Genomic DNA, 22,147 nt, shown 5'->3' with positions numbered 1-22,147 from the left:
AGCCTTCGGAATTTTCCTGCAAGATTTCGGGCTGTGCATGAACTTGTTATGGGTAGTCATGGCGGCTGTGGGAGGCGATAGCGAAGGGGACTGTCAGTCGACAACTTCTTAGCTGATCCACCGCCATCGCAGGCACGCCAGCTCCCACACTGAATGTGTTCGGCTCAAGACCTCAATCAATCCGCGCAAACCGCTCAATCACTGGCTGCTCCCGATGCTCGGCCTGCCACAAATCGTAGGCACTTTGCATCGACAACCATAGCTGCGCGGTACTCATACCAGCCCGCTCCAACCTCACGGCAAGGTCTGGGCTGACAGGCGCATGCCCATGCAGGATCCTTGAAAATGTCTCGCGGGCAAAGCCCAGGCGTCGTGCCATTTCGGTGATGGTAATGCCCAAGGCCGGGATCACATCTTCAAGCAGGATTTCACCTGGGTGAGGTGGGTTGTGCATGCCTATATTGGGTTTGATGGTCGGGTTCATGATGTTCGCCCGTGGTGATGTTCGGTGGGGAAAAAGACTAGAGGGCCGGGTTCCAAGCAACAACCTGAAAACCTTGTCGGAACATTCTCTGTGGCGAGCGGGCTTGCCCCGCGTTGGGCTGCGCAGCAGCCCCCAAACCTGCCGACTCGGTTTGCCTGATGCACCGCGTTTACCTTGCTGGGGCCGCTTCGCAGCCCAACGCGGGGCAAGCCCGCTCGCCACAGGAAGCGTTTTTGCCGTGAGCGTTGTGCCCAGCCTTCGGAATTTTCCTGCAAGATTTCGAGCTGTGCATGAACTTGTTGTGGGTAGTCATGGCGGTTAGTCTTCGTCCCGTCATCGAAAAACGGTGACACGGACGTGCAAGTCCGGTTACATATCGGCGCACCAACGCCCATAGCCATTCAACGGGCGTTTTTTATGCTCGCTGTATTTGTTATGGCGGCTGTGCGCGGGAGATCCCTTGGGGTCTGCCGGGATCCGATATGCCCGGTCTTGCACACCTGCGCACAGCTGCCACCTTATTCGCGTGCAAGCGGAAGAGGGCAGCCTCCATCACATATCGGAGCTGTAAATCATGGTTAAACCTACCCCTAATCCGCCCCTCTTCACCGTAAACCCCCACCAAAACACCGAAGCTCTACTGGCCAACGCCAGCGAAACCCTGTGCTCCCTCAATGCACTGACCTGCAACCTTGCCTTCGACCTGGACCCCGCCCAGCGCGCAAGCATGTTGGCGATTCAGCAAATGGCAGAGCTGAGCCAGCTGTTGGTCGACAGAGCACTGGAACAAGTCAGCCCTGGCTAAGCAGTCCCAAAAAGGGACCGCTATCTAACAAGCACCTCGAACAAATGTGGGAGCTGGCTTGCCTGCGATAGCGGACTGTCAGCCCATAACTTCATTGCTGACCCACCGCCATCGCAGGCAAGCCAGCTCCCACAAGGCTCTGTGCGGCAGCCTGAATGTAGCCGCAGGTCACGGATTACTTGATCGTTCCCAAAAAGGGACCTATCGTTCCCTTTTTGGGACTCTTTGGCCGCTGCCATGCAAACCTTGCCGCTCAGCACCGCACTCTTCACCAACACCCAGCAGAAAGTGCTGGGCCTGCTTTTCGGCAAGCCCGATCAAAGTTTCTACACCAATGAAATCGCACGCTCGGCTCAAGTGGGCAAAGGCAGCCTCACCCGCGAGCTGGAGCGTTTGCAACTGGCGGGCATCTTGAGCATGACGCGCCAAGGCAATCAGACCCACTACCAGGCTAATCCCCAATGCCCGATTTACTCGGAGTTGTTGGCCATCGTGCGCAAGACCCTGAGCCTGGACGAACCCTTGCGCAATGCATTGGCACCATTCGCCGAGCAGATAACCTGGGCTTTCATCTACGGCTCCATTGCCAAGGGCGAGGCGCACTCATCCAGTGACATAGATCTGATGCTGATCGGCCAAAGCCTCAACTACAGTGAAGTCATGGAGCAGCTCATGCCGCTGGAAGAGCAGCTGGGCCGTACCATCAGCCCGACGCTTTACACCCCTGACGACTGGACCAGCAAATGGAATGCCGGGAACAGTTTTGTGCAGCGGGTCGTGCAGCAGGACAAGATCAATCTGATGGGGGGCAACCCTCAGGAGTCCATGGATGGACAGCAAGGCAAACCTGGAGAACCTGCAACGTAGCGGTGGCTGAAGGCTGAGCCGCCGGATCGCAAAGAGTGTGATGGGCTGATGCGCTCGGCGCGGGATCGGTTGAGGGATGCAGGTAACCCGCAGTTAGCCTTCGCCATTCGTTTCGACTTGGCATACAACGCCGCCCACGCTATCGCGCTCACAGCTCTGCGCCTGCGCGGGTATCGCTCGGACAAACGCTATTTGGTTTTTCAATGCCTGATTCATACCGTCGACACCAATAAGGTGCAGGTGAGGTTATTGGCGCTGTGTCATGAGCGCCGCAACCTGGCGGAATATGAAGGATATATGGATGAGGATGAGGCGTTGCTTGGGCAGTTGATTGAGAGCGCGAGAGTATTACTCGATGCCGCAGGCGTTCTGTTGGTTAGCCAAGAGTGGGGATAGGCGAACACGTTAAGTTGCAGATAAAGAGCCAGCTGGCGAGGAGATTTCAATAATCTTGCCTACCGAAATAATACCAAGGGCTGCAGTTTTTCCATTTCAAACTCTGATAAAAAATCTGCCCCTTGGTTAATTTAACTATCTTGAATTTGTCTTCTTTGTTAGTGTCCTCGCCGAAAACTATTCCGGAAAGCGACCCTCCAAATGATAAGTATAGTGGCTCGTCAGAGTCGCATAATACGACCCAGCGCCATTCGCTCTCGTCTTTCCAATCTGTCATTTTTTCGAAGAATAATTTTTTATAGTGCGTTTGGAGATGATCAATCGCGTACTGAGTTTTTCCTCGATGTTCTAGTTCGTCGACGTTAATCAAGTACTCCTGGTCTTTCCATAAGTCTTTAACGATGCCGCGGTCGATATATTTGACCGCACCTGACATCACATCTCGAGTTGTACCAATTTGCGATGTTATTTTTTCATGCAATGCTTGTTTATTAAAAACCAAACAAACTCCTGTGTGTCGGTTAGCGTATTGCGCCCACATACGTGGTTTGCAAAAACCTCTGCTGAAGATATCTGCAAGATGGTTTCCGGTTAAGTGGGGTGTGTCCCTAGAAAAGCAGATGAGACGAGTGTTTTGTTTTAGTTCTTTTGAAAGCCACTCAGAGAGCTCGGCTGAATTATATATTCCTAAGTCTCTATTCTCGTTTGTTCCTACGTCAAAAACCCAGTTTTTACTTTCTTTGGGGTCGTTGGTTCCTGTGTATGGACTGAATCTTAAGGTATGATCTTTCAATATAAAATTGATGGCCGTTTCTGTTGATGTGTAGTGGTAGAGGTATTTGTCGTGGTCATTAATCCCAATTATCATTTTAATTCCTTGGCTGCACATTAATGTACCAAACCAAGATCATAGCGAAGCCAATACCTATTGATCTATATGTGGATGAGGTTGAACGTTAGCCTAGCCGTAACGATCCGCCGTCGGGCTTGATTGATGCCCCCCACTTTCACTCCTAAGGTACAGCCCACGACAGCAAACCCCGTGGAGCGACCATGACAACAACCATCACCCCCGATTCGCGCTGGACGCGGCGGCGCGACGAGAAGCAGCGGCGGCTCGGGCTGGTCAAAAAATACGCAGACGGGGCGGTGTTGCCCAGTGACAAAATCGTCGAGGCGCTGGAAGCGCTGATCCTGCCCGGCGACCGTGTGGTGCTGGAAGGCAACAACCAGAAGCAGGCCGATTTTCTCTCGCGCTCACTGGCCAAGGCCGACCCGGCCAAGCTCCACGATTTGCACATGATCATGCCCAGTGTCGGCCGTTCCGAGCACCTGGACCTGTTTGAAAAGGGCATCGCGCGCAAGCTGGATTTCTCTTTTGCCGGCACCCAATCCCTGCGCATCAGCCAGTTGCTCGAAGACGGCCTGCTGGAAATCGGCGCGATCCACACCTACATCGAACTTTACGCACGGCTGGTGGTGGACTTGATCCCCAACGTGGTGCTCTCGGCCGGGTTCATGGCCGACCGCGCGGGTAACATCTACACCGGCGCCAGCACCGAAGACACTCCGGCACTGATCGAACCCGCTGCGTTCAGCGATGGCATCGTGATCGTGCAAGTCAACCAGTTGGTGGACGACGTCACTGACTTGCCCCGCGTCGACATCCCGGCCAGTTGGGTGGATTTTGTGGTGGTGGCCGACAAGCCGTTCTACATCGAACCGCTGTTCACCCGCGACCCGCGTCATATCAAGCCGGTGCATGTGCTGATGGCGATGATGGCGATCCGTGGCATCTACGAAAAACATAATGTGCAGTCGCTCAACCACGGCATCGGTTTCAACACCGCCGCCATTGAGTTGATCCTGCCCACCTACGGCGAGTCCCTCGGCCTCAAGGGCAAGATCTGCCGCAACTGGACCCTCAACCCGCACCCCACCCTGATCCCCGCGATTGAAAGCGGCTGGGTGGAAAGTGTGCATTGCTTCGGCACCGAACTGGGCATGGAGAACTACATCGCCGCCCGCCCGGATGTGTTCTTTACCGGCCGCGACGGCTCGATGCGCTCCAACCGGATGTTCTGCCAACTGGCCGGCCAATACGCGGTGGACCTGTTTATCGGCGCCACCCTGCAAGTGGATGGCGACGGGCATTCCAGCACCGTGACCCGTGGCCGTCTGGCCGGTTTCGGCGGTGCGCCGAATATGGGCCACGACCCACGCGGCCGCCGTCACGGTACGCCTGCGTGGCTCGATATGCGCCACGACGACGCGCCGGAGGCCTTGCTGGAACGCGGCAAAAAGCTTGTGGTGCAAATGGTCGAAACCTTCCAGGAAGGCGGCAAACCCACCTTCGTCGAAACCCTCGATGCCGTGGAAGTCGCGCGCAAAAGCGGCATGCCGCTGGCGCCGATCATGATCTACGGCGACGACGTTACTCACCTGCTCACCGAAGAAGGCATCGCCTATTTGTATAAGGCGCGCTCGCTGGAAGAGCGCCAGGCGATGATCGCCGCCGTCGCAGGCGTCACCGCCATCGGCATGCGCCACAACCCCAAGGACACCGCGCGCATGCGCCGCGAAGGCTTGATTGCCTTGCCCGAAGACTTGGGGATTCGCCGCACCGACGCCACCCGCGAGCTGTTGGCCGCCAAGAGCGTGGCCGACCTGGTGGACTGGTCCGGTGGCTTGTACAACCCGCCCGCCAAGTTCAGGAGCTGGTAAATGCGCGCCCTCAAACTGCATGAACTGAGCCTCGCCGATCGCCTGGCAGATATGGCCGTGGATGCCTTGATTGATGAAGCCGACCTGTCGCCCAAACCCGCATTGGTAGACCGTCGCGGCAATGGCGCCCATAGCGATTTGCACCTGGGCCTGATGCACGCCTCGGCGCTGTCGTTGTGGCCGATGTTCAAGGAAATGGCCGAAGCAGCGCTTGAGTTCGGTGAAGTCGGCTTGCCCTTGCGCGAGGCCCTCGGGCGTATCGGGCGCGAAGGTGAGCAAGCCATGCTCGCCACCACCCAAGGCGTCAATACCCATCGCGGTGCGATCTGGGCACTGGGTTTGCTCACTGCCGCAGCGGCTCTGGCACCACGCGCCGTCACGCTCACCGCCGCCAAACTGGCCTTGCTCAACGACCGCTACGCCCCGCAGCCCATGAGCCATGGCGCGCAAGTCGCGCAGCGCTACGGCGCACGCGGCGCCCGTGAAGAAGCGCAATTGGGCTTTCCTGCCGTGGTGCAACGTGGCCTGCCGCAACTGCACAAAAGCCGCCGGCAAAACGCCGGTGAACAGAATGCGCGCCTGGACGCCTTGCTCGCGATCATGACCGACCTGGCCGACACCTGCGTGCTCTACCGCGCCGGCACTGAAGGCCTGCTCGCCATGCAGAGCGGCGCCCAGGCAGTGCTGGACGCTGGCGGCAGCGCGAGCCTCGCCGGGCGCCGCCAACTGCACGACCTCGACCAGCAACTCTTGGCCCTGAATGCCTCCCCCGGCGGCGCCGCTGACCTGTTGGCCGCCTGCCTGTTTATCGACCGCCTCGACGGAGCGTTGTGATGGAAACCTTATCCTTTGAATTCCCCGCCGGGCAGCCGCCCAAAGGCCGTGCGCTGGTGGGTTGCGTCGGCTCCGGCGACCTGGAAGTGCTGCTGGAACCGGGCACGCCCGGCACGCTGACCATCCAAGTGCAGACCTCCGTGAATGGCGCCGAGCAACGCTGGCAGCATCTGTTCGAACGGATCTTCCAGGAGCAGACGCCACCGGCCTTGAAGATTGACATCCACGACTTCGGCGCCACGCCCGGCGTGGTGCGTTTGCGCCTGGAACAGGGTTTCGAGGAGATCGGCCATGACTGACTTGCTCAACAAGCACAGCTTCGTCGAACTCGGTGCGCGGCAGCGAGCCAAGGCGTTGCTGGACAGCGGCACTTACCGCGAACTGATCGACCCGTTCCAACGCGTGATGTCGCCCTGGCTCAGCCGCCAAGGCGTGGTGCCGCAAGCGGATGACGGCGTGGTGATCGCTAAAGGCAGCATCGCCGGGTTGCCGGTGGTGATTGCTGCCATTGAAGGCAATTTCCAGGGCGGCAGCCTCGGTGAAGTGGGCGGCGCAAAAATCGCCGGTGCCCTCGAGTTGGCGGCCGAAGACAACCGCAAAGGTATCCCCACCCGTGGCGTGTTGCTGCTGGAAACCGGCGGCGTACGCTTGCAGGAAGCCAACCTCGGGCTGGCGGCGATTGCCGACATCCACGCGGCGATTGTCGACCTGCGCCAGTACCAGCCGGTCGTCGGCGTGGTGGCGGGCAGCGTTGGTTGTTTTGGCGGCATGTCCATCGCCGCCGGGTTGTGCAGTTATCTGGTGGTCACCCGCGAAGCACGCCTGGGCTTGAATGGCCCACAAGTGATCGAGCAGGAAGCGGGCCTGGAAGAGTACGACTCCCGCGACCGGCCGTTTATCTGGAGCCTTACCGGCGGCGAGCAACGCTTTAACAGCGGCTTGGCCGACCGTTATGTGGCGGACGATGTGGCGCAGATCCAACAGACTGTCAGCGCCTTGCTGCAACAAGGTTTGCCCGAGCAACAGCGCAGCCGTCAGATCGATTTCTACCTGGCGCGCCTCACTGAACTGGACGCAACGCCGCAAATAGACCCCGCGACGGTGCGCGACCTGTATCAAGGAGAACGCCCATGAGAGGCTTGCAGTGGTTCAACGCATTGAGCGCCGGTGCAACGCCTGTCGAAGGGTTGCCCGACTCATTGAAGGTTGCAGATGGTGTAGTGGGTGAACAGGCCGTGCGCTTTATTGCCGTGGTCACCGACGCGCAAAATCGTTTCCCGCGTGCGCGCAACGGTGAAGTCGGCCTGCTGGAAGGCTGGGGCTTGGCCAAGGCCGTTGACGAAGCCATCGCCCGTGGCGACAAGCGCCCGATCATCGCCATCGTCGATGTGCCGAGCCAGGCCTATGGCCGCCGCGAAGAAGCCCTGGGCATCCATCAGGCGCTGGCCGCCGCCGCCGACAGCTATGCCCGCGCTCGCTTGGCCGGGCACCCGGTGATTGCGCTGCTGGTGGGCAAAGCCATGTCCGGAGCGTTTCTCGCTCACGGCTATCAGGCCAACCGCATGATCGCCCTGCGTGACCCTGGCGTGATGGTGCACGCCATGGGCAAAGCCTCGGCTGCGCGGGTGACCTTGCGCAGTGTTGAAGAACTCGAAGCCTTGGCGGCCAGCGTGCCGCCCATGGCCTATGACATCGACAGCTACGCCAGCCTCGGTTTGCTCTGGGAAACCCTGTCGGTCAGCCAGATTGAGCAGCCCACGGCGGACGACGTGACGCGGGTCAGCGATTGCCTGTTGCACGCCATTCAAGATATCCGCAGCCCTGATCTGAAAGGGCGCCTGGGTGCGAGCAATCGCGCAGCTTCCAGCCATGTACGCCAACTGCTGCGGGAGCAATGGTGAACGCCCACGACTTGCTCTGGGGCATGACCCCGGCGCAGCTGCCCGCTGACGCGCCAGCCTGGGTACGCGCCGCGATCAGCGCCGGTCACCCGGTGGTGGTGCGTCGCGCCGTCGTCGACTCGGGTTACGTGGCCGTCGGCGTGCGCGGGCGCTTGCGTGAGCAGCGGTTTGCGGCGGTGATGCCTATCGTCGCGGTGCAGCGGCGGGTGACACCGCAAGATTTGCGCAATGCGGTCTCGACACGGGATTTGCCGGCACTGCGCGCGCTTGATCAACTGCGGCCGGTGCTGGCGCAGCAAGACTGGGGCGTCACCGGCAGTGCGGGTTTCGAGTTGGCAAGCGGGATTGAAGCGCTGCACGCCAAGAGCGATCTGGATTTGATCCTGCGCACGCCCGAGCCACTTGAGCGCAACGCCGCACGCGATCTGCTGGCGCGGTTGGACTCGGCCGAATGCACCGTCGACCTGCAACTGCAAACCCCGTTTGGCGCTGTCGCCTTGCGTGAGTGGGCAGGCGAGTCACGCCGTGTGCTGCTTAAAACCACCCACGGCGCGCACCTGGTACTCGACCCTTGGCAGGCTGTGGCATGAGCAGCCTTCTGGTATTTCCGGGGCAGGGCGCCCAGCGCGCGGGCATGCTTCAAGCGTTGCCTGCTCACGTGCTGGAACAAGCCAGTGATGCATTGGGCGAAGACGTAAGGCTGCTCGATTCAGCCCAAGCCTTGGCCAACACACGCGCCGTGCAACTCTGCCTGTTGATCACGGGTGTGGCCCACGCCCGCCAATTGCAACATACGCCGGATTACGTAGCGGGCCTGTCCATCGGCGCCTACCCGGCCGCCGTCATCGCCGGTGCGCTGGAGTTTGCTGACGCGGTAAAGCTGGTGAGCCTGCGCGGCGAACTGATGCAAAACGCTTATCCACAAGGCTTTGGCATGACCGCGATTATCGGCCCGCAGTTATCCACAGTCGAAACGTTGCTGGCTGAAATCCACAGCGCGCAGACCCCGGTGTACCTGGCCAACATCAACGCCGACAACCAGACCGTCATCGCCGGCAGTGATGAAGCCATGCAGCGTGTCGCGCAACGCATCAAAGGCAACGGCGTGGCCAAGCGCCTGGCCGTGAGCGTGCCATCCCATTGCATGCTGCTGAACGAACCCGCCGAGGCATTGGCGCAGGCGTTTGTAACGCTCAAGGCGCCGCGCATCACCTACCTGAGCAGCACCCGCGCGCGGCCTATCCACAACCCCGAGCAACTGCGCGACGACCTGGCCTTCAACATGTGCCGCATCGTCGACTGGCGCGGCACCGTGCAAAGCGCTTACGAGCGCGGTGTGCGCCTGCAAATCGAACTGCCGCCTGGCGCGGTACTCACCGGCCTGTCCCGGCGTGTCTTCGAACAAGGCAGCGTAATCGCCTATGAAGGCGCACGCCTGGACACCTTGCAGGCCCTGCTGCAAGAGGAGGAGCGCCGCCACCGATAAAGCACCACCCAAGGCTTTCGAAGCACAAAAACAACAATTTCGATGAAGCACTTTGAGGACAACAACCATGATTATTTACGGTGTGGCGTTTCTGGCGCTGTGTACGTTGATCGGCCTGTTTATCGGTGAGTTGCTGGGCAAATGGATGGGGATTCCGGCCAACGTCGGCGGGGTGGGTATCGCTATGTTGCTGTTGATCGGCCTGGGCAGTTACCTCAGCAAACGTGGGCTGTTTACCGGCAAGTCGGAGCAGGGCGTGAGCTTTTGGGCGGCGGTGTATATCCCGATTGTGGTAGCGATGGCGGCCCAACAAAACGTGTACGGCGCGATCAAGGGCGGGCCGATGGCGATTCTGGCCGGCACGCTCGCCGTAGTGCTGGGGTTTGCCCTGGTACCGGTGTTGGTGCGCATCGGTAACCGTGAGCCAGTTGCGGCTGTTCCCACTAAAGAAGCCGGGTGATCGCCATGTACGAATCCATGATGAAAGTGATCACCGGCTACGGCCTGATCAGTGGTTTTGCCGTGATCGGCCTGACCATGTGGGTGTCCTATTGGATCTCCGACACCTTTACCAAAGGCCGCCTGCACGGTTCGGCCATCGCCATTTTGCTCGGGCTGGTGCTGTCGTATGTGGGCGGCGCGTTTACCGGCGGCGCCAAGGGCGTGGTGGATATTCCGTTGCTGTCGGGCATCGGCCTGCTGGGCGGTGCGATGCTGCGCGACTTTGCCATTGTTGCCACGGCGTTTGGTGTGAGTGTGGATGAACTCAAGCGCGCCGGTTACGTGGGCGTGCTGGCGCTGTTTGTCGGCGTGGGTTCCTCGTTCGTGGCTGGCGTCGGAGTGGCGATGGCGTTTGGTTACACAGACGCCGTGAGCCTCACCACCATTGGTGCGGGCGCCGTAACCTACATTGTTGGCCCGGTGACGGGCGCGGCGATTGGTGCCAGCTCCGAGGTCATGGCGCTGTCGATTGCCGCCGGGTTGATCAAGGCCATCCTGGTGATGGTGATGACGCCATTTGTAGCGCCGTTGATCGGGTTGAATAACCCACGCAGTGCGGTAATTTTCGGCGGGCTGATGGGCACGTCCAGCGGCGTGGCCGGTGGTTTGGCAGCGACCGATCCGAAACTGGTGCCGTATGGTTGCCTGACGGCGGCGTTTTACACGGCGCTGGGCTGCCTGCTGGGACCGTCGTTGCTGTTTTTGCTGATGCGCGGGTTGGTGGGCTGACCTGAGCCGGCCTCATTAATGATCGTTCCCACGCTCCGCGTGGGAATGCAGCCCTGGACGCTCCGCGTCTGCTCTTAAAGGCGTGACGCGGAGCGTCACATGAGGCATTCCCACGCAGAGCGTGGGAACGATCGGTGTCAGGTTTGACGGTTGGCGTACATCCGACACTCCGCCAGCAGTGCCAATAAATTTGGATCACGCTCCTTGGCCTTCAAGAACACCACGCCAATATGCTGCTGCAACCGATACCGCGGTTGCAGCGGTATGAGCTTCACGCGGTTCTCATACACCGCCGCAATCCGCCCTGGCAGCAACGCATAACCCACCCCAGAACTGACCATGCTCAGCAGCGTGAAAATGTCGTTCACCTGCATCGCCACCTTCGGCTCAAACCCCGCCTGCTTGAACACCCGGTTGCCGTCCTGATGGGTGGCGAAGCCTTGGGTCAGGGTGATGAAAGTAGCGTCGCGCACATCCGCGAGGTCGATCTGCTGCTCGCGGTCGAAGGGCGAATCGGCCGGTGTGGCGAGGAAGATGTCGTCGGAAAACAGCGCAATCTGTTCGCAGTCGGGGTCGTTGGCGTGGTCGTCGAGGGAGATCAGGATCGCGTCGACTTCCATGTTCTTGAGCTTGTAGAGCAGGTCGAAGTTGGAGCCCAGAATAAGGTCGATGTTGAGTTCGCTGCGCCTGATTTTCAGGCCCATGATCAACTGCGGCACGGTTTTGACCGTCAGCGAATACAGCGAGCCCAGCTTGAAGCGCTCGGCGGAAAACCCGGCGGCTTCGCGGGTCAGGCGTACGCTGTCGACCACGTCGGCCACCAGCTTTTGTGCGCGCTCTTCCAGTACGTAGGCACTTTCGAGCGGGGTGAGGTTGCGCCCTTCGTGTTTGAACAACGGGCAGCGCAGCGCATTTTCCAGCGAGTGAATAGCGCGGTGTACGCTGACGTTGCTGGTTTGCAGTTCGGCAGCGGCGCGGGCCAGGTTGCCGGTGCGCATGAACGCCAGGAAGATTTCCAGCTTCTTGAGGGTGAATTCTTCGTCGATCAGCATGGCCGTGGCTCGGGTTCGAATGCCGTCGATTGTGCCCCTAAAACCAGTTCACTCCCAGCCATGCGCTGCACAGGCCCAGCACCACGCCAAGGATGATCAGCCAGATCGCGTTAAGCCGCGTGTAATACACCACGGCGGCGCTGGCCAGGGTCAGCACCAGGCTGGTGGTGTTGTTTTCCAGGCTGTTCATCAAGATGTAGCTGGCGGCCAGGATCAGGCCGATGGAGATCGGCAACAAGCTGCGCTTGACCCGCTGCACCCACGGCGTGGTGGTGTGTTTTTCCAGCCAGCCGGCGCCTACGTAGGTGAGCACCGAACACGGCACCAGCTTGGCCAGCAAGGCGACCAGCGCACCCGGCAGCCCGGCGGCTTGCTGGCCGATAAACACCAGCAACATGCCGTTGGGACCGGGCAGTGCCTGGGACAGGGCGAAGAAGGCGACGAACTGGGCGTCGCTGACCCAGTTCATGTCGTTGACGGAGTAGCGGTGGATATCACCGATGGCGACCATGTTGCCGCCAATCGACATCAGCGACCACAGTGCGCATTGGAGCATCAGGTGCAGGAGCGTGGCTTGCATCAGCGGGCCACCTTGCGCGTGTCGATAAAGCCCAGGGCCAGCGAGCTGGGGATGCAGATCAGCAGCACCATCCACAGTGGCAGCACCAGAATCGCCATCAGCACGAAGGTCAGCAGGAAGGCTACGTAGTTGGCGACCGTCCTGGGCATGGCTTTGAGCAGGCGCAGGGTGGTGCCGAGGATCAGCCCGGTGGCAATCGGCATCACGGCGCCGAAGACCTGCTGCACCACGTCGTGGGTCCACCATCGGGTGTAGGCGAAACCGGCGAGCACGGTGATGATCGAGGGGAACAGGTACAGCCCGCACACGGTCACAACAGCACCCGGCAAGCCATGCAGGCGCCGGCCGTAGATGATGCCGACGTTGGCGATATTGGGGCCCGGGAAGAACTGGCCGGTGGTCAGCAGCTCATTGAAGCCTTGCTCGCTGACCCAGCGGCGGCGGTCGACCATCATCTGCCGCGCCCAGGGCATTACGCCGCCGAAGCCGAACAGGCCGACCATGGCAAAGTTGTAAAACAGTTGCCATAGGCTGGGTTGCGGCGGGGCGGGTTCAAGCTCGGGCACGGGGATTACCGATAGGCTGCATTTATCTGGGAGCCAGCTCCCACAGGATGAGGTGAATGATCCATCGGCACGGGGTCGTTGGGCAAATGAAGAAATGCGTGTTACCTGCAACAGTGCTAGTAGCGTCACAATGGTCCTGGCACAACCATGTGGTAACGGTTATTCGAGGTGAGTGATACATGTATCACGGGGAACGATTCAACGCCTGGAGCCATTTGGCCGGGGCGGTTGCCGCTTTTATCGGCGCAGTGTGGATGTTGGTGGTGGCGAGCCTGGACGGCAGCCCCTGGAAGATTGTCAGCGTGGCGATTTATGGTTTTACCCTGCTGGTGCTGTACAGCGCGTCCACCGTGTACCACAGCGTGCAGGGGCGGCGAAAAGAGATCATGCAGAAGGTCGATCACTTTTCGATCTACCTGCTGATTGCCGGCAGCTACACACCCTTTTGCCTGGTGACGCTGCGCGGGCCGTGGGGCTGGACGCTGTTCGGGATTGTGTGGGGGCTGGCGGTGATCGGCATTTTGCAGGAGATCAAGCCAAGGTCTGAGGCGCGGATTCTGTCGATTGTCATCTACGCGGTGATGGGTTGGATTGTGCTGGTGGCGGTCAAACCATTGATTGCCGCGCTGGGCACGGCGGGGTTTGTCTGGCTGGCGTCGGGTGGGGTGCTGTACACCGTCGGCATCATCTTTTTTGCCCTGGAGGATCGCTTGCGGCATTCCCATGGGATCTGGCATTTGTTTGTGATCGGCGGCAGTTTGCTGCACTTTGTGGCGATCATGCATTACGTGCTGTGACCCGTGGGAGCTGGCTTTTTGGGAGCTGGCTTGTGTGGGAGCTGGCTTGCCTGCGATAGCGTCGGCACATTCAATACCGCTATCGCAGGCAAGCCAGCTCCCACATTACAAGCGTTCCAGCAGCTCTCGCGCTCGGTTGCCGAAAATGTCCAACAGGTTCGCCAACATATGCGGCGGCGGCTCATTCGCGCGGGTCAGGGCGTACAGCGTGATCGGCAACGGCGGCGTGAGCGGGCGAATGCAGGTGGTCGCCGTCGACGCGCCGAGGGCGGTAAACGGGTCGATGACCGTCAACCCGGCGCCGGATTCCACCATCGCCCGTGCCAGGGAATAGGTCTGTACGGCAATACTCACCCGTGGCGGCGGGTCGACGCTTTCCAGGTAGCTGTCGAGCTTGGCGGCCAACGGATCGGCACTCGACAAGCCAACCAATGGCGCACCCGCCAGGTCTGCCAAGGGCAGTGGCTTGCTCAACTGCGCATCCGACCAATACCCCTTTGACGCCAACGCCACCAACACCCCATTGGCCAGCACTTGCGTGGTCAGCCCCGGATGGCCGGAGAAGTTAAGCGTCAGCGCCAGGTCAATCTCACGCATCAACAGCTGCTGCACCAACTCGCGGCTATGGTCGCTGGACAGCTCGCAGGCAATGTCCGGGTAGTCGCGCTTCCATTCCAGAATGGCCGGCGGCAGCAACGACAGGGCCAGTGCCGGAATCGCACCAATACGTACACGTTGGCCCGGCTCGCGGCGCAGGCTCTTGGCCAGGCGCCGCACGCCTTGCAGGCTTTCGGTGACTTTCTCGACTTCGCTTTCCAGCGCCAACGCTTCCGGCGTGGGTTGCAGCTTGCCGCGCACCCGTAAAAACAGCGCAAAGCCCAGCTGCAACTCGGCGTGCTGCAGCACTTTGGTCACCGCCGGTTGCGACACGTGCAACAGCTGCGCGGCGGCGCTGATAGAACCGGTCTGGCGGATGGCCTGGAAGATTTCGATATGACGCAAGCGCATGGCAAGTCCATAACCTTTGTTTATGGGTGACCCATCTTTATTCATTGTCGGCGGCCTGTCACCTGGCCCTAGGCTTGAAGCCAGTCAATTCAACAGCGGGTGGCGGCAATGGCCAAGCGGGTTTGCATCATCGGTGGTGGCGTTATCGGCTTGGCGAGCGCCTATGCCTTGGTGCGTGCGGGCCATGAGGTGACAGTGATCGAAGCGCGGGACAGCCTCGGCAGCGAGACCAGTTTCGCCAATGGCGGGCAACTGTCTTACCGCTATGTCGCGCCGTTGGCCGACAAAGGTGTGCCGCTGCAAGCCATCGGCTGGTTGCTGCGCGGTGATTCGCCGTTAAAGTTGCGCCCTAAACTCGACCCGCAGCAATGGCGCTGGATGGCGGCCTTTATCGGCGCCTGCCGTGGCTCGGTGAACACGCGCAATGCCGCGCACCTGCTGCGCCTGGCGTCCTTGAGCCAGGCCACGCTGGAGCAATGGCGCGAAGGCGATCGCCTGGAGGGTTTCGACTGGCGCCGCAACGGCAAACTGGTGACGTTTCGTAACGCCGCATCCTTTGAGCATGCACGCAGCAAGGTCAGCAATAGCGTGCAGCAGCAGGTGTTGTCCGTGGCCGATTGCGCGTTTCTGGAGCCAGCGTTGATGGGCGCTGATTTCCTCGGCGGTATTTACACGCCGAACGAGGAAGTGGCTGACTGTCACGCCTTCTGCCAACGGCTGGCGGCCCGGCTCGAAGCCTCGGGGCGCTGCAGGTTTTTGCTGGGCCAAAAGGTCACCCGCATACGCCACGCCGACGGCGCAGTGCAGGCCATCGAGTTGGGTGACGAGGTGATGGCGGTAGACCAACTGGTGCTGGCGGCTGGGCATCGCGGCGCCGAGCTGGGTTTGCCTGGGTTGTCATTGCCACTGTATCCGCTCAAGGGCTACAGCCTCAGCGTGCCGATTGGTGCGCACCACCACGCGCCGGACGTGAGTGTCACCGACTATGACCGCAAGATCGTGTATGCGCGCATCGGCGAGCAACTGCGCGTCGCGGCCATGGTGGATATCGTCGGCTTTGATGCGCGCCTTGAGCCCAAGCGCCTGGCCTTGATGAAACGCCAGGCCATGGAGACATTCCCAACCGCCGGCGATTACACCCACGCCGTCGAATGGGCCGGCATGCGCCCGGCCACACCCACCGGCGTGCCGTTGATCGGCGCCAGCGCCTATCGCAACCTGTGGCTGAACCTCGGCCACGGCGCGCTGGGTTTTACCCTGGCCTGCGGCAGCGGGCAATTGCTGGCCGAACTGATCAGCGAACACGCGCCTTCCATCGATATGCAGGGCCTCACGCCCCGCGCCGCTTAAGGATACAGCCATGACCATTACTCGAATCAGCAGCAACGAGCGCCTCTCTGGCGCCGTCACCTTCAAGGACTTGGTGTTCCTCTCGGGCCAGGTGCCGGGCGACGGGCAGGATGTGGCCACGCAAACCCGCGAAGTACTGGCCAGGATCGATGCACTGCTGGCGCAAGCAGGCAGCGACAAGGATCACTTGCTCAACGCCACGATTTACCTCAAAGACATCGGCAGTGGTTTTGCACCGATGAATCAAGTGTGGTCCGCATGGTTGTCGCCGGGCATGGCGCCGACACGCACCACTTTGCAGGCCGAGTTGGCGCGCCCGACGGTGCTGGTGGAAATCAGCGTGATTGCTGTACGTAAATAACCGCAAGACCAACGGAGAATAACAATGAAAAAAATCCTGTTGACCGGCTGCACTCTGGGGCTGCTGTTTGGCGCACAGGTTCAGGCCAATGAAGCCCCGCTGGACGGCACCTTGAGCAAAATCGCGAACGCCAAGTCCATCACCTTGGGGTATCGCGATGCCTCGGTGCCGTTTTCCTATGTGGGCGATAGCAGCGGTACGCCCATGGGCTATTCGGTGGAGTTGGCGAACAAGATCGTTGAGCGCATCCAGCAGAAAGTCGGGGTGGCCAAGTTGAATGTGAAGTACAACCTGGTGACCTCTCAAACCCGTATTCCGCTGGTGCAAAACGGCACCGTCGACCTTGAATGCGGTTCCACCGGTGTCACCGCCGAGCGGCAGAAGCAGGTGGCGTTTTCCTACGGGTTTATCTATGTGAAGGGCCAACTGCTGACCGCCAAGGACAGCGGCATCCAGGGCTTTGAAGACCTCGCGGGCAAAAACGTGGTGACCACGGCAGGCACCACCAATGAACGCTTTCTCAAGCGCTACAACGCCGACCACAAAGCCAATATGTTTGTGATCAGCGCCAAGGACCATGGCGAAGCGTTCAAAATGCTCGAGACCGGCCGCGCAGTGGCGTTCTACATGGATGATGCGTTGCTCTACGGCGAGCGCGCCAAGGCCCGCGACCCGCACCACTGGGTGGTGGTGGGCAAGGAGCAATCGCGGGAGATCTACAGCTGCATGTTGCGTAAGGACGACCCGCAGTTCCTCGCGGTGGTCAACGAAACGCTCGCCGACCTGTACCGCTCCGGGGAGATCAACGGGATTTATCAGCGCTGGTTTGAACAGCCAATTCCGCCCAAGGGCCTGAACCTGGAGTTTCCGATGACCAGCGAGTTGAAGGCAATTATTGCCAAGCCGGTGAGTGACCCGGTGGAATAGCGAAGTGTTAACCCGATTACTGTGGGAGCTGGCTTGCCTGCGATAGCGGTGTTGAATGTACCGACGCTATCGCAGCGGTGCGGCGTCCCGACAAGCCAGCTCCCACAGTTTTGATTGGGTTGGCAGCGAGGGTTAGAAGTCGCCCCAGAGTTGTTGGGCCACAGCCAGCGCCACGACTGGCGCGGTTTCGGTGCGCAGCACCCGCGGGCCGAGGCGGGCGGCGTGGAAGCCGGCGCCTTGGGCCGCTTGCACCTCAGTGTCGGTCAAGCCACCTTCCGGCCCGATCAGGAACGCCAGGCTCGTTGGCTTGGCGTGGCTGATCATCGGCTCGGCTACCGGGTGCAGCACCAGCTTCAAATCCGCCTCGGCTTGCTTCAACCAGTCGGCCAGTAACAGCGGCGGGTGAATCACCGGCACCGTCGAACGCCCACATTGCTCGCACGCGCTGATCGCCACCTGGCGCCAGTGCAGCAGGCGTTTGTCGGCGCGCTCATCCTTGAGGCGCACTTCGCAGCGGTCGCTGAAGATCGGTGTGATTGCATTCACACCCAGCTCGGTGGCTTTCTGAATCGCCCAATCCATGCGCTCGCCCCGCGACAGGCCTTGGCCGAGGTGGATGTGCAGCGGTGATTCGGTCTGGCCCGCAAAGCTTTCCGTGAGTTGCACGGTGACGCGTTTTTTACCGACCTCCAGCAAGGTGCCGAGAAACTCCTGGCCTGAGCCGTCGAACAATTGCACGGCATCGCCTTCGCCCATACGCAATACGCGGCTGATGTAATGCGCCTGGGCTTCGGGCAATTCATGGTCGCCGATGCTGAGCGGGGTGTCGGTGAAAAAGCGGGACAGTCTCATTTCTGTTCTCTGGAAGTGGTGTGCAGAGCGGACGCGGAGCGTCCAGGGCTGCATTCCCACGCGGAGCGTGGGAACGATCATTGGCTAGCCGGGATCACGAAAGCCTGGGTGGAAGTCCTTCGGCACCGCAACACTGACGTTGCTGTTGGTGGCGATATCGATGCCTTCACTGGCCACCTCGGCCAAAAAGTCGATCTGCTCCGGCGTAATCACATACGGCGGCAGGAAATACACCACGCTGCCCAACGGCCGCAACAAAGCACCGCGTTCCAGCGCATGCTCGAACACCTTCAAGCCACGGCGTTCCTGCCACGGGTAGGCGGTCTTGGTGGCTTTGTCCTGGACCATCTCGATGGCCAGCACCATGCCGGTCTGGCGCACTTCCGACACGTGCGGGTGGTCCACCAGGTGCGCGGTGGCGGTGGCCATGCGCTGGGCCAGGGCCTTGTTGTTTTCGATGACGTTGTCTTCTTCGAAGATATCCAGGGTCGCCAGGGCTGCCGCGCATGCCAACGGGTTGCCGGTGTAGCTGTGGGAATGCAGGAAGGCGCGCAGGGTCGGGTAGTCGTCGTAGAAGGCGTCGTACACATCGTCGGTGGTGACCACGGCAGCCAACGGCAGGTAGCCGCCGGTAAGCGCCTTGGACAAGCACAGGAAGTCCGGGCGGATGCCGGCTTGTTCACAGGCGAACATGCTGCCGGTGCGGCCGAAGCCGACGGCGATTTCGTCGTGGATCAGGTGCACGCCATATTTGTCGCAGGCTTCACGCAGCAGCTTGAGGTACACCGGATGGTACATGCGCATGCCGCCGGCGCCCTGGATCAGTGGCTCGACGATCACGGCGGCGACGCTGTCGTGGTTTTCGGCCAGGGTGTGTTCCATGGCCAGGAACATGTTGCGCGAGTGCTCTTCCCAGCTCATGCCCTCGGGGCGCAGGTAGCAATCCGGGCTCGGCACCTTGATGGTGTCCAGCAGCAAGGCTTTATAGGTCTCGGTAAACAACGGCACATCGCCCACTGACATCGCGGCGATGGTTTCGCCGTGGTAGCTGTTGGTCAGGGTGACGAAGCGTTTTTTGTTCGGCAGGCCACGGTTGAGCCAATAGTGAAAGCTCATCTTCAGCGCGACTTCGATGCACGACGAGCCGTTGTCGGCGTAGAAGCAGCGGGTCAAACCCTCGGGCGTCATCGCCACCAGGCGTTCGGACAACTCGATCACCGGCTGGTGGCTGAAACCGGCGAGGATCACGTGTTCCAGTTGGTCGACCTGATCCTTGATGCGCTGGTTAATACGCGGGTTGGCGTGGCCGAACACATTGACCCACCAGGAACTGACGGCATCGAGGTAGCGCTTGCCTTCGAAGTCTTCCAGCCATACGCCTTCACCGCGCTTGATCGGGATCAGCGGCAGTTGCTGGTGGTCTTTCATCTGGGTGCAGGGATGCCACAGCACCGCGAGGTCGCGTTGCATCCACTGGTTATTCAAGCCCATCGGTTATCTCCTCGAAGCGGCCCTGCGCCCGGCGCAGGCGAAACAATCGCGCAAGCCTATGCAATGCCAGGCGGCGTCACAACCCATTACGGATGAATTGGCAGTAAAGGCAGGACGATCTGTCACGTTTCTTAGGAATAGTCCTTAATCCATTGTTAACGTACTGTGCATACTCTCTTGATCGTATTTCTCGATATTTCAAAGCGAAATTTTCCGCTTTAATTCGATAGGTAAATCGCTAGTCTTGGGCACAGCTCTTACGGGATTTGGGACATGCAGCTACGTAATTCATCGGCCCGTTATGGCTGGGTCAGCATTGTTTTGCACTGGGGCGTAGCGCTGGTGGTGTTCGGTTTGTTCGCACTGGGCCTGTGGATGGTCGGCCTCGACTACTACAGCGCCTGGCGCAAAGACGCGCCCGATCTGCACAAGAGCATTGGCATTACGCTGTTCGCCATCATGCTGGTGCGTATCGTCTGGCGCCTTGTCAGCCCGCCGCCACCGCCGCTGGCCAGCTACAGCCGTTTGACGCGTATTGGCGCTGCATTTGGCCACGCGTTCCTGTATCTCGGGCTGTTTGCCGTGATGATCGCCGGTTACCTGATTTCCACCGCAGACGGTGTCGGTATCCCGGTGTTTGGCCTGTTTGAGATTCCTGCCGTGGTTTCCGGGCTACCGGACCAGGCAGACAACGCCGGCCTGGTGCATCTGTACCTGGCCTGGGTATTGGTGGTCTTCGCCGGTTTGCACGGTGTGGCTGCGTTTAAACACCACTTTATCGATCGTGATGCGACCCTTATGCGAATGCTGGGACGCAAAGCCTGATGTTCAACCTCGACTCACAAGGAATAGAAAGCATGTTGAAAAAGACTCTCGCCGCCCTGGCAATCGGTTCCGCACTGCTGTCCGCAGGTTCGGCGATGGCCGCTGATTATGTTGTCGACAAGGAAGGCCAGCACGCCTTCGTTGACTTCAAGATCAGCCACTTGGGCTACAGCTTCATCACCGGTACTTTCAAGGACCTGGACGGCAAGTTCAGCTTTGACGCCGCCAAGCCTGAAGACAGCAAAATCGAGTTCAACGTCCGTACCGCCAGCGTGTTCACTAACCACGCCGAACGTGACAAGCACATCGCCAGCAAAGACTTCCTGGACGTTGGCAAGTTTGCCGATGCCAAGTTCGTCTCCACCAGTGTCAAAACCACCGGTAAAAATGCTGCAGGCCAAGTCACTGCCGACGTAACCGGCGACCTGACCTTCCACGGCGTGACCAAGCCGATCGTGGTCAAGGCTACGTTCCTGGGCGAAGGCAAGGATCCATGGGGCGGCTACCGTGCCGGCTTTGAAGGCACTACCAGCTTCAACCGTCAGGACTTCGGCAAGCAGATGGACCTGGGCCCAGCGTCCAACACTGTTGAGCTGTACGTGACGTTTGAAGGCGTAAAAGCGAAGTAATTATTTCGCTGTTTCAAACGCCAAGCGCCGACCTCAGGGTCGGCGTTTTGCTGTGCGCTGTTCAAAGGCTCTCTTGATAGGTCGCCACTTGGCCCTTGAGCCAAGTGTGCAACAAGGTCAACTGCGCCGACGGTTTGCTGCCCGCAGGCCAGACGATGTAATAGCGTGAGGTGTGCGCCGGTTCAATGTCGGTGAGCCGGACCAGCTCCCCGCGTTGAATCAGTGCATGGGCTATCGAGCGGCGGGTCAGCGCGACGCCGTGCCCGAGCCGCACGGCTTCGAGCATCAACGTGGAGTCGGTGAACTCCAGCGACGCTTGCGGGCGTTGCCCCTCTATACCTGCGGCGCCCAGCCAGATCGGCCAGCTTTCACTGGCGTGCAGCAGCGGCAACTCAAGGACGTCTTGCGCCGTCTGCGGCCGAACGCCGTGGTTAAAGTCGTGAGCGGCAACTACCAGCAGTGAATCGCCCATCAACGGTTCGCAATACACATCCGGCCACTGGCCATGGCCGAAGCGGATCGCGCAATCGAGCGGGCCTTGCTCAAAGCTGGCGAACTCCATGCTCGACTCCAGCCGCAGGTGCAGTTCGGGGTGAGCCGCCCTGAAATCATGCAAGCGCGGCAACAACCAATGCATGGCGTAGGAAGGCAGTACCGAAGCGGTCAGCTGTGGGTGTCTGGTTTTTGCCATCAGTTTTTCGGTGATCCCGGCGATCTCGCCCAGCCCCTGCCTGATCTGGTAGGCATACACGCGGCCTTCATCCGTCAGCATCAGCGTGCGTTTGTTGCGCATCACCAAAGCGAGGCCCAGGTACTCCTCAAGTGCGCGAATCTGATGGCTGACGGCACTGTGGGTCACGTGCAGCTCAAAGGCGGCCAGGTTTACCTTGCCCAGTCGGGCCAAGGCCTCGAAGGCGCGCAGCGCGGCGAGTGGGGGCAGTTTCAATGTGTGAATTCCTTTCACAATAAAGCCTAATAATAG

26 protein-coding genes and 1 pseudogene are annotated in these 22,147 nt (G+C 60.2%); 18 read left to right on the top strand and 9 right to left on the bottom strand.

Features of this window, described 5'->3' with window-relative positions; genetic code table 11:
• Positions 1–172: 172 nt before the first annotated feature.
• A complete protein-coding gene (locus P5706_RS30855; protein WP_285684943.1) occupies positions 173–460 on the bottom strand; it encodes a HigA family addiction module antitoxin in 288 nt (95 codons plus the stop codon).
• Positions 461–1,058: 598 nt separating this feature from the next.
• Here P5706_RS30855 and P5706_RS30850 point away from each other — a divergent pair.
• From P5706_RS30850 to P5706_RS30840, 3 genes and pseudogenes are all read left to right on the top strand, one after another.
• On the top strand, positions 1,059–1,289 hold the full coding sequence (locus P5706_RS30850; RefSeq protein ID WP_058420756.1) for a DUF6124 family protein: 231 nt from the start codon (positions 1,059–1,061) through the stop codon (positions 1,287–1,289).
• 237 nt (positions 1,290–1,526) lie between these two features.
• Positions 1,527–2,156, top strand: a complete 630-nt coding sequence (locus P5706_RS30845; RefSeq protein WP_285684144.1) for a nucleotidyltransferase domain-containing protein — start codon at positions 1,527–1,529, stop codon at positions 2,154–2,156.
• Positions 2,119–2,552: pseudogene (locus tag P5706_RS30840) on the top strand (hypothetical protein). Before P5706_RS30845 ends, P5706_RS30840 begins: the two are co-directional and overlap by 38 nt.
• A gap of 46 nt (positions 2,553–2,598) precedes the next feature.
• On the opposite strand, the gene P5706_RS30835 reads toward P5706_RS30840, so the two are convergent.
• Positions 2,599–3,420, bottom strand: coding sequence for a DUF2971 domain-containing protein (locus tag P5706_RS30835; protein ID WP_285684143.1), 822 nt, complete (start codon positions 3,418–3,420; stop codon positions 2,599–2,601).
• A 185-nt stretch (positions 3,421–3,605) separates the two neighbouring features.
• Here P5706_RS30835 and mdcA point away from each other — a divergent pair, with 185 nt between their 5' ends.
• The 9 genes from mdcA (at position 3,606) to madM (ending at position 10,727) form a co-directional block, all read left to right on the top strand.
• Positions 3,606–5,276: a malonate decarboxylase subunit alpha gene (gene mdcA / locus P5706_RS30830; RefSeq protein WP_056857711.1), complete on the top strand. Its 1,671-nt coding sequence runs from the start codon at positions 3,606–3,608 to the stop codon at positions 5,274–5,276.
• Positions 5,277–6,110: a triphosphoribosyl-dephospho-CoA synthase gene (locus P5706_RS30825; protein WP_285684140.1), complete on the top strand. Its 834-nt coding sequence runs from the start codon at positions 5,277–5,279 to the stop codon at positions 6,108–6,110.
• The gene (locus P5706_RS30820; RefSeq protein ID WP_017139433.1) at positions 6,110–6,409 is read left to right on the top strand and encodes a malonate decarboxylase subunit delta; all 300 of its coding nucleotides are present in this window, start codon (positions 6,110–6,112) and stop codon (positions 6,407–6,409) included. The genes P5706_RS30825 and P5706_RS30820 overlap by 1 nt, the downstream gene beginning before the upstream one ends.
• Positions 6,402–7,244, top strand: a complete 843-nt coding sequence (locus tag P5706_RS30815; RefSeq protein WP_285684138.1) for a biotin-independent malonate decarboxylase subunit beta — start codon at positions 6,402–6,404, stop codon at positions 7,242–7,244. Before P5706_RS30820 ends, P5706_RS30815 begins: the two co-directional genes overlap by 8 nt.
• Complete coding sequence (mdcE, locus tag P5706_RS30810) at positions 7,241–8,011, top strand: biotin-independent malonate decarboxylase subunit gamma (protein WP_285684136.1); 771 nt, start codon at positions 7,241–7,243, stop codon at positions 8,009–8,011. The genes P5706_RS30815 and mdcE overlap by 4 nt, the downstream gene beginning before the upstream one ends.
• On the top strand, positions 8,005–8,601 hold the full coding sequence (locus tag P5706_RS30805; protein ID WP_285684134.1) for a malonate decarboxylase holo-ACP synthase: 597 nt from the start codon (positions 8,005–8,007) through the stop codon (positions 8,599–8,601). The genes mdcE and P5706_RS30805 overlap by 7 nt, the downstream gene beginning before the upstream one ends.
• Positions 8,598–9,497: a malonate decarboxylase subunit epsilon gene (gene mdcH / locus P5706_RS30800; protein WP_285684132.1), complete on the top strand. Its 900-nt coding sequence runs from the start codon at positions 8,598–8,600 to the stop codon at positions 9,495–9,497. Before P5706_RS30805 ends, mdcH begins: the two co-directional genes overlap by 4 nt.
• 67 nt (positions 9,498–9,564) lie before the next feature.
• On the top strand, positions 9,565–9,957 hold the full coding sequence (madL, locus tag P5706_RS30795; RefSeq protein ID WP_099488469.1) for a malonate transporter subunit MadL: 393 nt from the start codon (positions 9,565–9,567) through the stop codon (positions 9,955–9,957).
• Positions 9,958–9,962: 5 nt separating this feature from the next.
• Positions 9,963–10,727, top strand: coding sequence for a malonate transporter subunit MadM (gene madM, locus P5706_RS30790; RefSeq protein ID WP_056857769.1), 765 nt, complete (start codon positions 9,963–9,965; stop codon positions 10,725–10,727).
• A gap of 137 nt (positions 10,728–10,864) precedes the next feature.
• Here madM and P5706_RS30785 read toward each other — a convergent pair whose 3' ends face one another.
• Genes P5706_RS30785 through P5706_RS30775 form a run of 3 tightly spaced genes read right to left on the bottom strand, consistent with a single transcriptional unit; the run spans position 10,865 to position 12,925 of the window.
• Positions 10,865–11,779 carry a LysR family transcriptional regulator gene (locus P5706_RS30785; protein WP_017139426.1) on the bottom strand — a complete coding sequence of 305 codons (915 nt, stop codon included), beginning with the start codon at positions 11,777–11,779 and terminating at the stop codon, positions 10,865–10,867.
• 37 nt (positions 11,780–11,816) lie between these two features.
• Positions 11,817–12,359, bottom strand: coding sequence for a chromate transporter (locus P5706_RS30780; protein WP_138813485.1), 543 nt, complete (start codon positions 12,357–12,359; stop codon positions 11,817–11,819).
• Positions 12,359–12,925: a chromate transporter gene (locus tag P5706_RS30775; protein ID WP_285684121.1), complete on the bottom strand. Its 567-nt coding sequence runs from the start codon at positions 12,923–12,925 to the stop codon at positions 12,359–12,361. The genes P5706_RS30780 and P5706_RS30775 overlap by 1 nt, the downstream gene beginning before the upstream one ends.
• A 179-nt stretch (positions 12,926–13,104) precedes the next feature.
• Between P5706_RS30775 and trhA the strand changes: the two genes are divergently transcribed.
• Positions 13,105–13,722 carry a PAQR family membrane homeostasis protein TrhA gene (gene trhA, locus P5706_RS30770; RefSeq protein WP_200430421.1) on the top strand — a complete coding sequence of 206 codons (618 nt, stop codon included), beginning with the start codon at positions 13,105–13,107 and terminating at the stop codon, positions 13,720–13,722.
• Between the two features lie 105 nt (positions 13,723–13,827).
• Here the strand turns inward: trhA and P5706_RS30765 are convergent, their stop codons facing one another.
• Positions 13,828–14,730, bottom strand: coding sequence for a LysR family transcriptional regulator (locus P5706_RS30765; protein WP_285684118.1), 903 nt, complete (start codon positions 14,728–14,730; stop codon positions 13,828–13,830).
• A 108-nt stretch (positions 14,731–14,838) separates the two neighbouring features.
• Between P5706_RS30765 and P5706_RS30760 the strand changes: the two genes are divergently transcribed.
• The 3 genes from P5706_RS30760 to P5706_RS30750 are packed head-to-tail and all read left to right on the top strand — an operon-like array spanning position 14,839 to position 17,368.
• A complete protein-coding gene (locus P5706_RS30760; protein WP_285684116.1) occupies positions 14,839–16,080 on the top strand; it encodes a D-amino acid dehydrogenase in 1,242 nt (413 codons plus the stop codon).
• A 10-nt stretch (positions 16,081–16,090) separates the two neighbouring features.
• On the top strand, positions 16,091–16,441 hold the full coding sequence (locus tag P5706_RS30755; RefSeq protein WP_200430418.1) for a RidA family protein: 351 nt from the start codon (positions 16,091–16,093) through the stop codon (positions 16,439–16,441).
• A 24-nt stretch (positions 16,442–16,465) separates the two neighbouring features.
• Positions 16,466–17,368, top strand: a complete 903-nt coding sequence (locus P5706_RS30750; RefSeq protein WP_200430417.1) for a transporter substrate-binding domain-containing protein — start codon at positions 16,466–16,468, stop codon at positions 17,366–17,368.
• 132 nt (positions 17,369–17,500) lie between these two features.
• On the opposite strand, the gene P5706_RS30745 is transcribed toward P5706_RS30750, so the two are convergent.
• Positions 17,501–18,220 carry a 16S rRNA (uracil(1498)-N(3))-methyltransferase gene (locus P5706_RS30745; protein ID WP_285684113.1) on the bottom strand — a complete coding sequence of 240 codons (720 nt, stop codon included), beginning with the start codon at positions 18,218–18,220 and terminating at the stop codon, positions 17,501–17,503.
• A gap of 84 nt (positions 18,221–18,304) precedes the next feature.
• Positions 18,305–19,711, bottom strand: a complete 1,407-nt coding sequence (locus P5706_RS30740; RefSeq protein ID WP_056857723.1) for an adenosylmethionine--8-amino-7-oxononanoate transaminase — start codon at positions 19,709–19,711, stop codon at positions 18,305–18,307.
• Positions 19,712–19,984: 273 nt separating this feature from the next.
• On the opposite strand from P5706_RS30740, the gene P5706_RS30735 reads away from it, so the two are divergent.
• Positions 19,985–20,536 carry a cytochrome b gene (locus P5706_RS30735; protein ID WP_285684109.1) on the top strand — a complete coding sequence of 184 codons (552 nt, stop codon included), beginning with the start codon at positions 19,985–19,987 and terminating at the stop codon, positions 20,534–20,536.
• A gap of 32 nt (positions 20,537–20,568) precedes the next feature.
• A complete protein-coding gene (locus P5706_RS30730; RefSeq protein WP_026013867.1) occupies positions 20,569–21,165 on the top strand; it encodes a YceI family protein in 597 nt (198 codons plus the stop codon).
• Positions 21,166–21,226: 61 nt separating this feature from the next.
• On the opposite strand, the gene P5706_RS30725 is transcribed toward P5706_RS30730, so the two are convergent.
• Positions 21,227–22,111 (bottom strand): LysR substrate-binding domain-containing protein, encoded by an 885-nt coding sequence (locus tag P5706_RS30725; protein ID WP_285684106.1) that lies wholly within the window; start codon positions 22,109–22,111, stop codon positions 21,227–21,229.
• Positions 22,112–22,147 lie beyond the last annotated feature (36 nt).

Source organism: Pseudomonas sp. ChxA (assembly GCF_030263855.1).
Lineage (GTDB): Bacteria > Pseudomonadota > Gammaproteobacteria > Pseudomonadales > Pseudomonadaceae > Aquipseudomonas > Aquipseudomonas fluorescens_CB.
The sequence above is the reverse complement of the archived record's forward strand: the minus strand, read 5'-3'. Positions and strand labels throughout refer to the sequence as shown.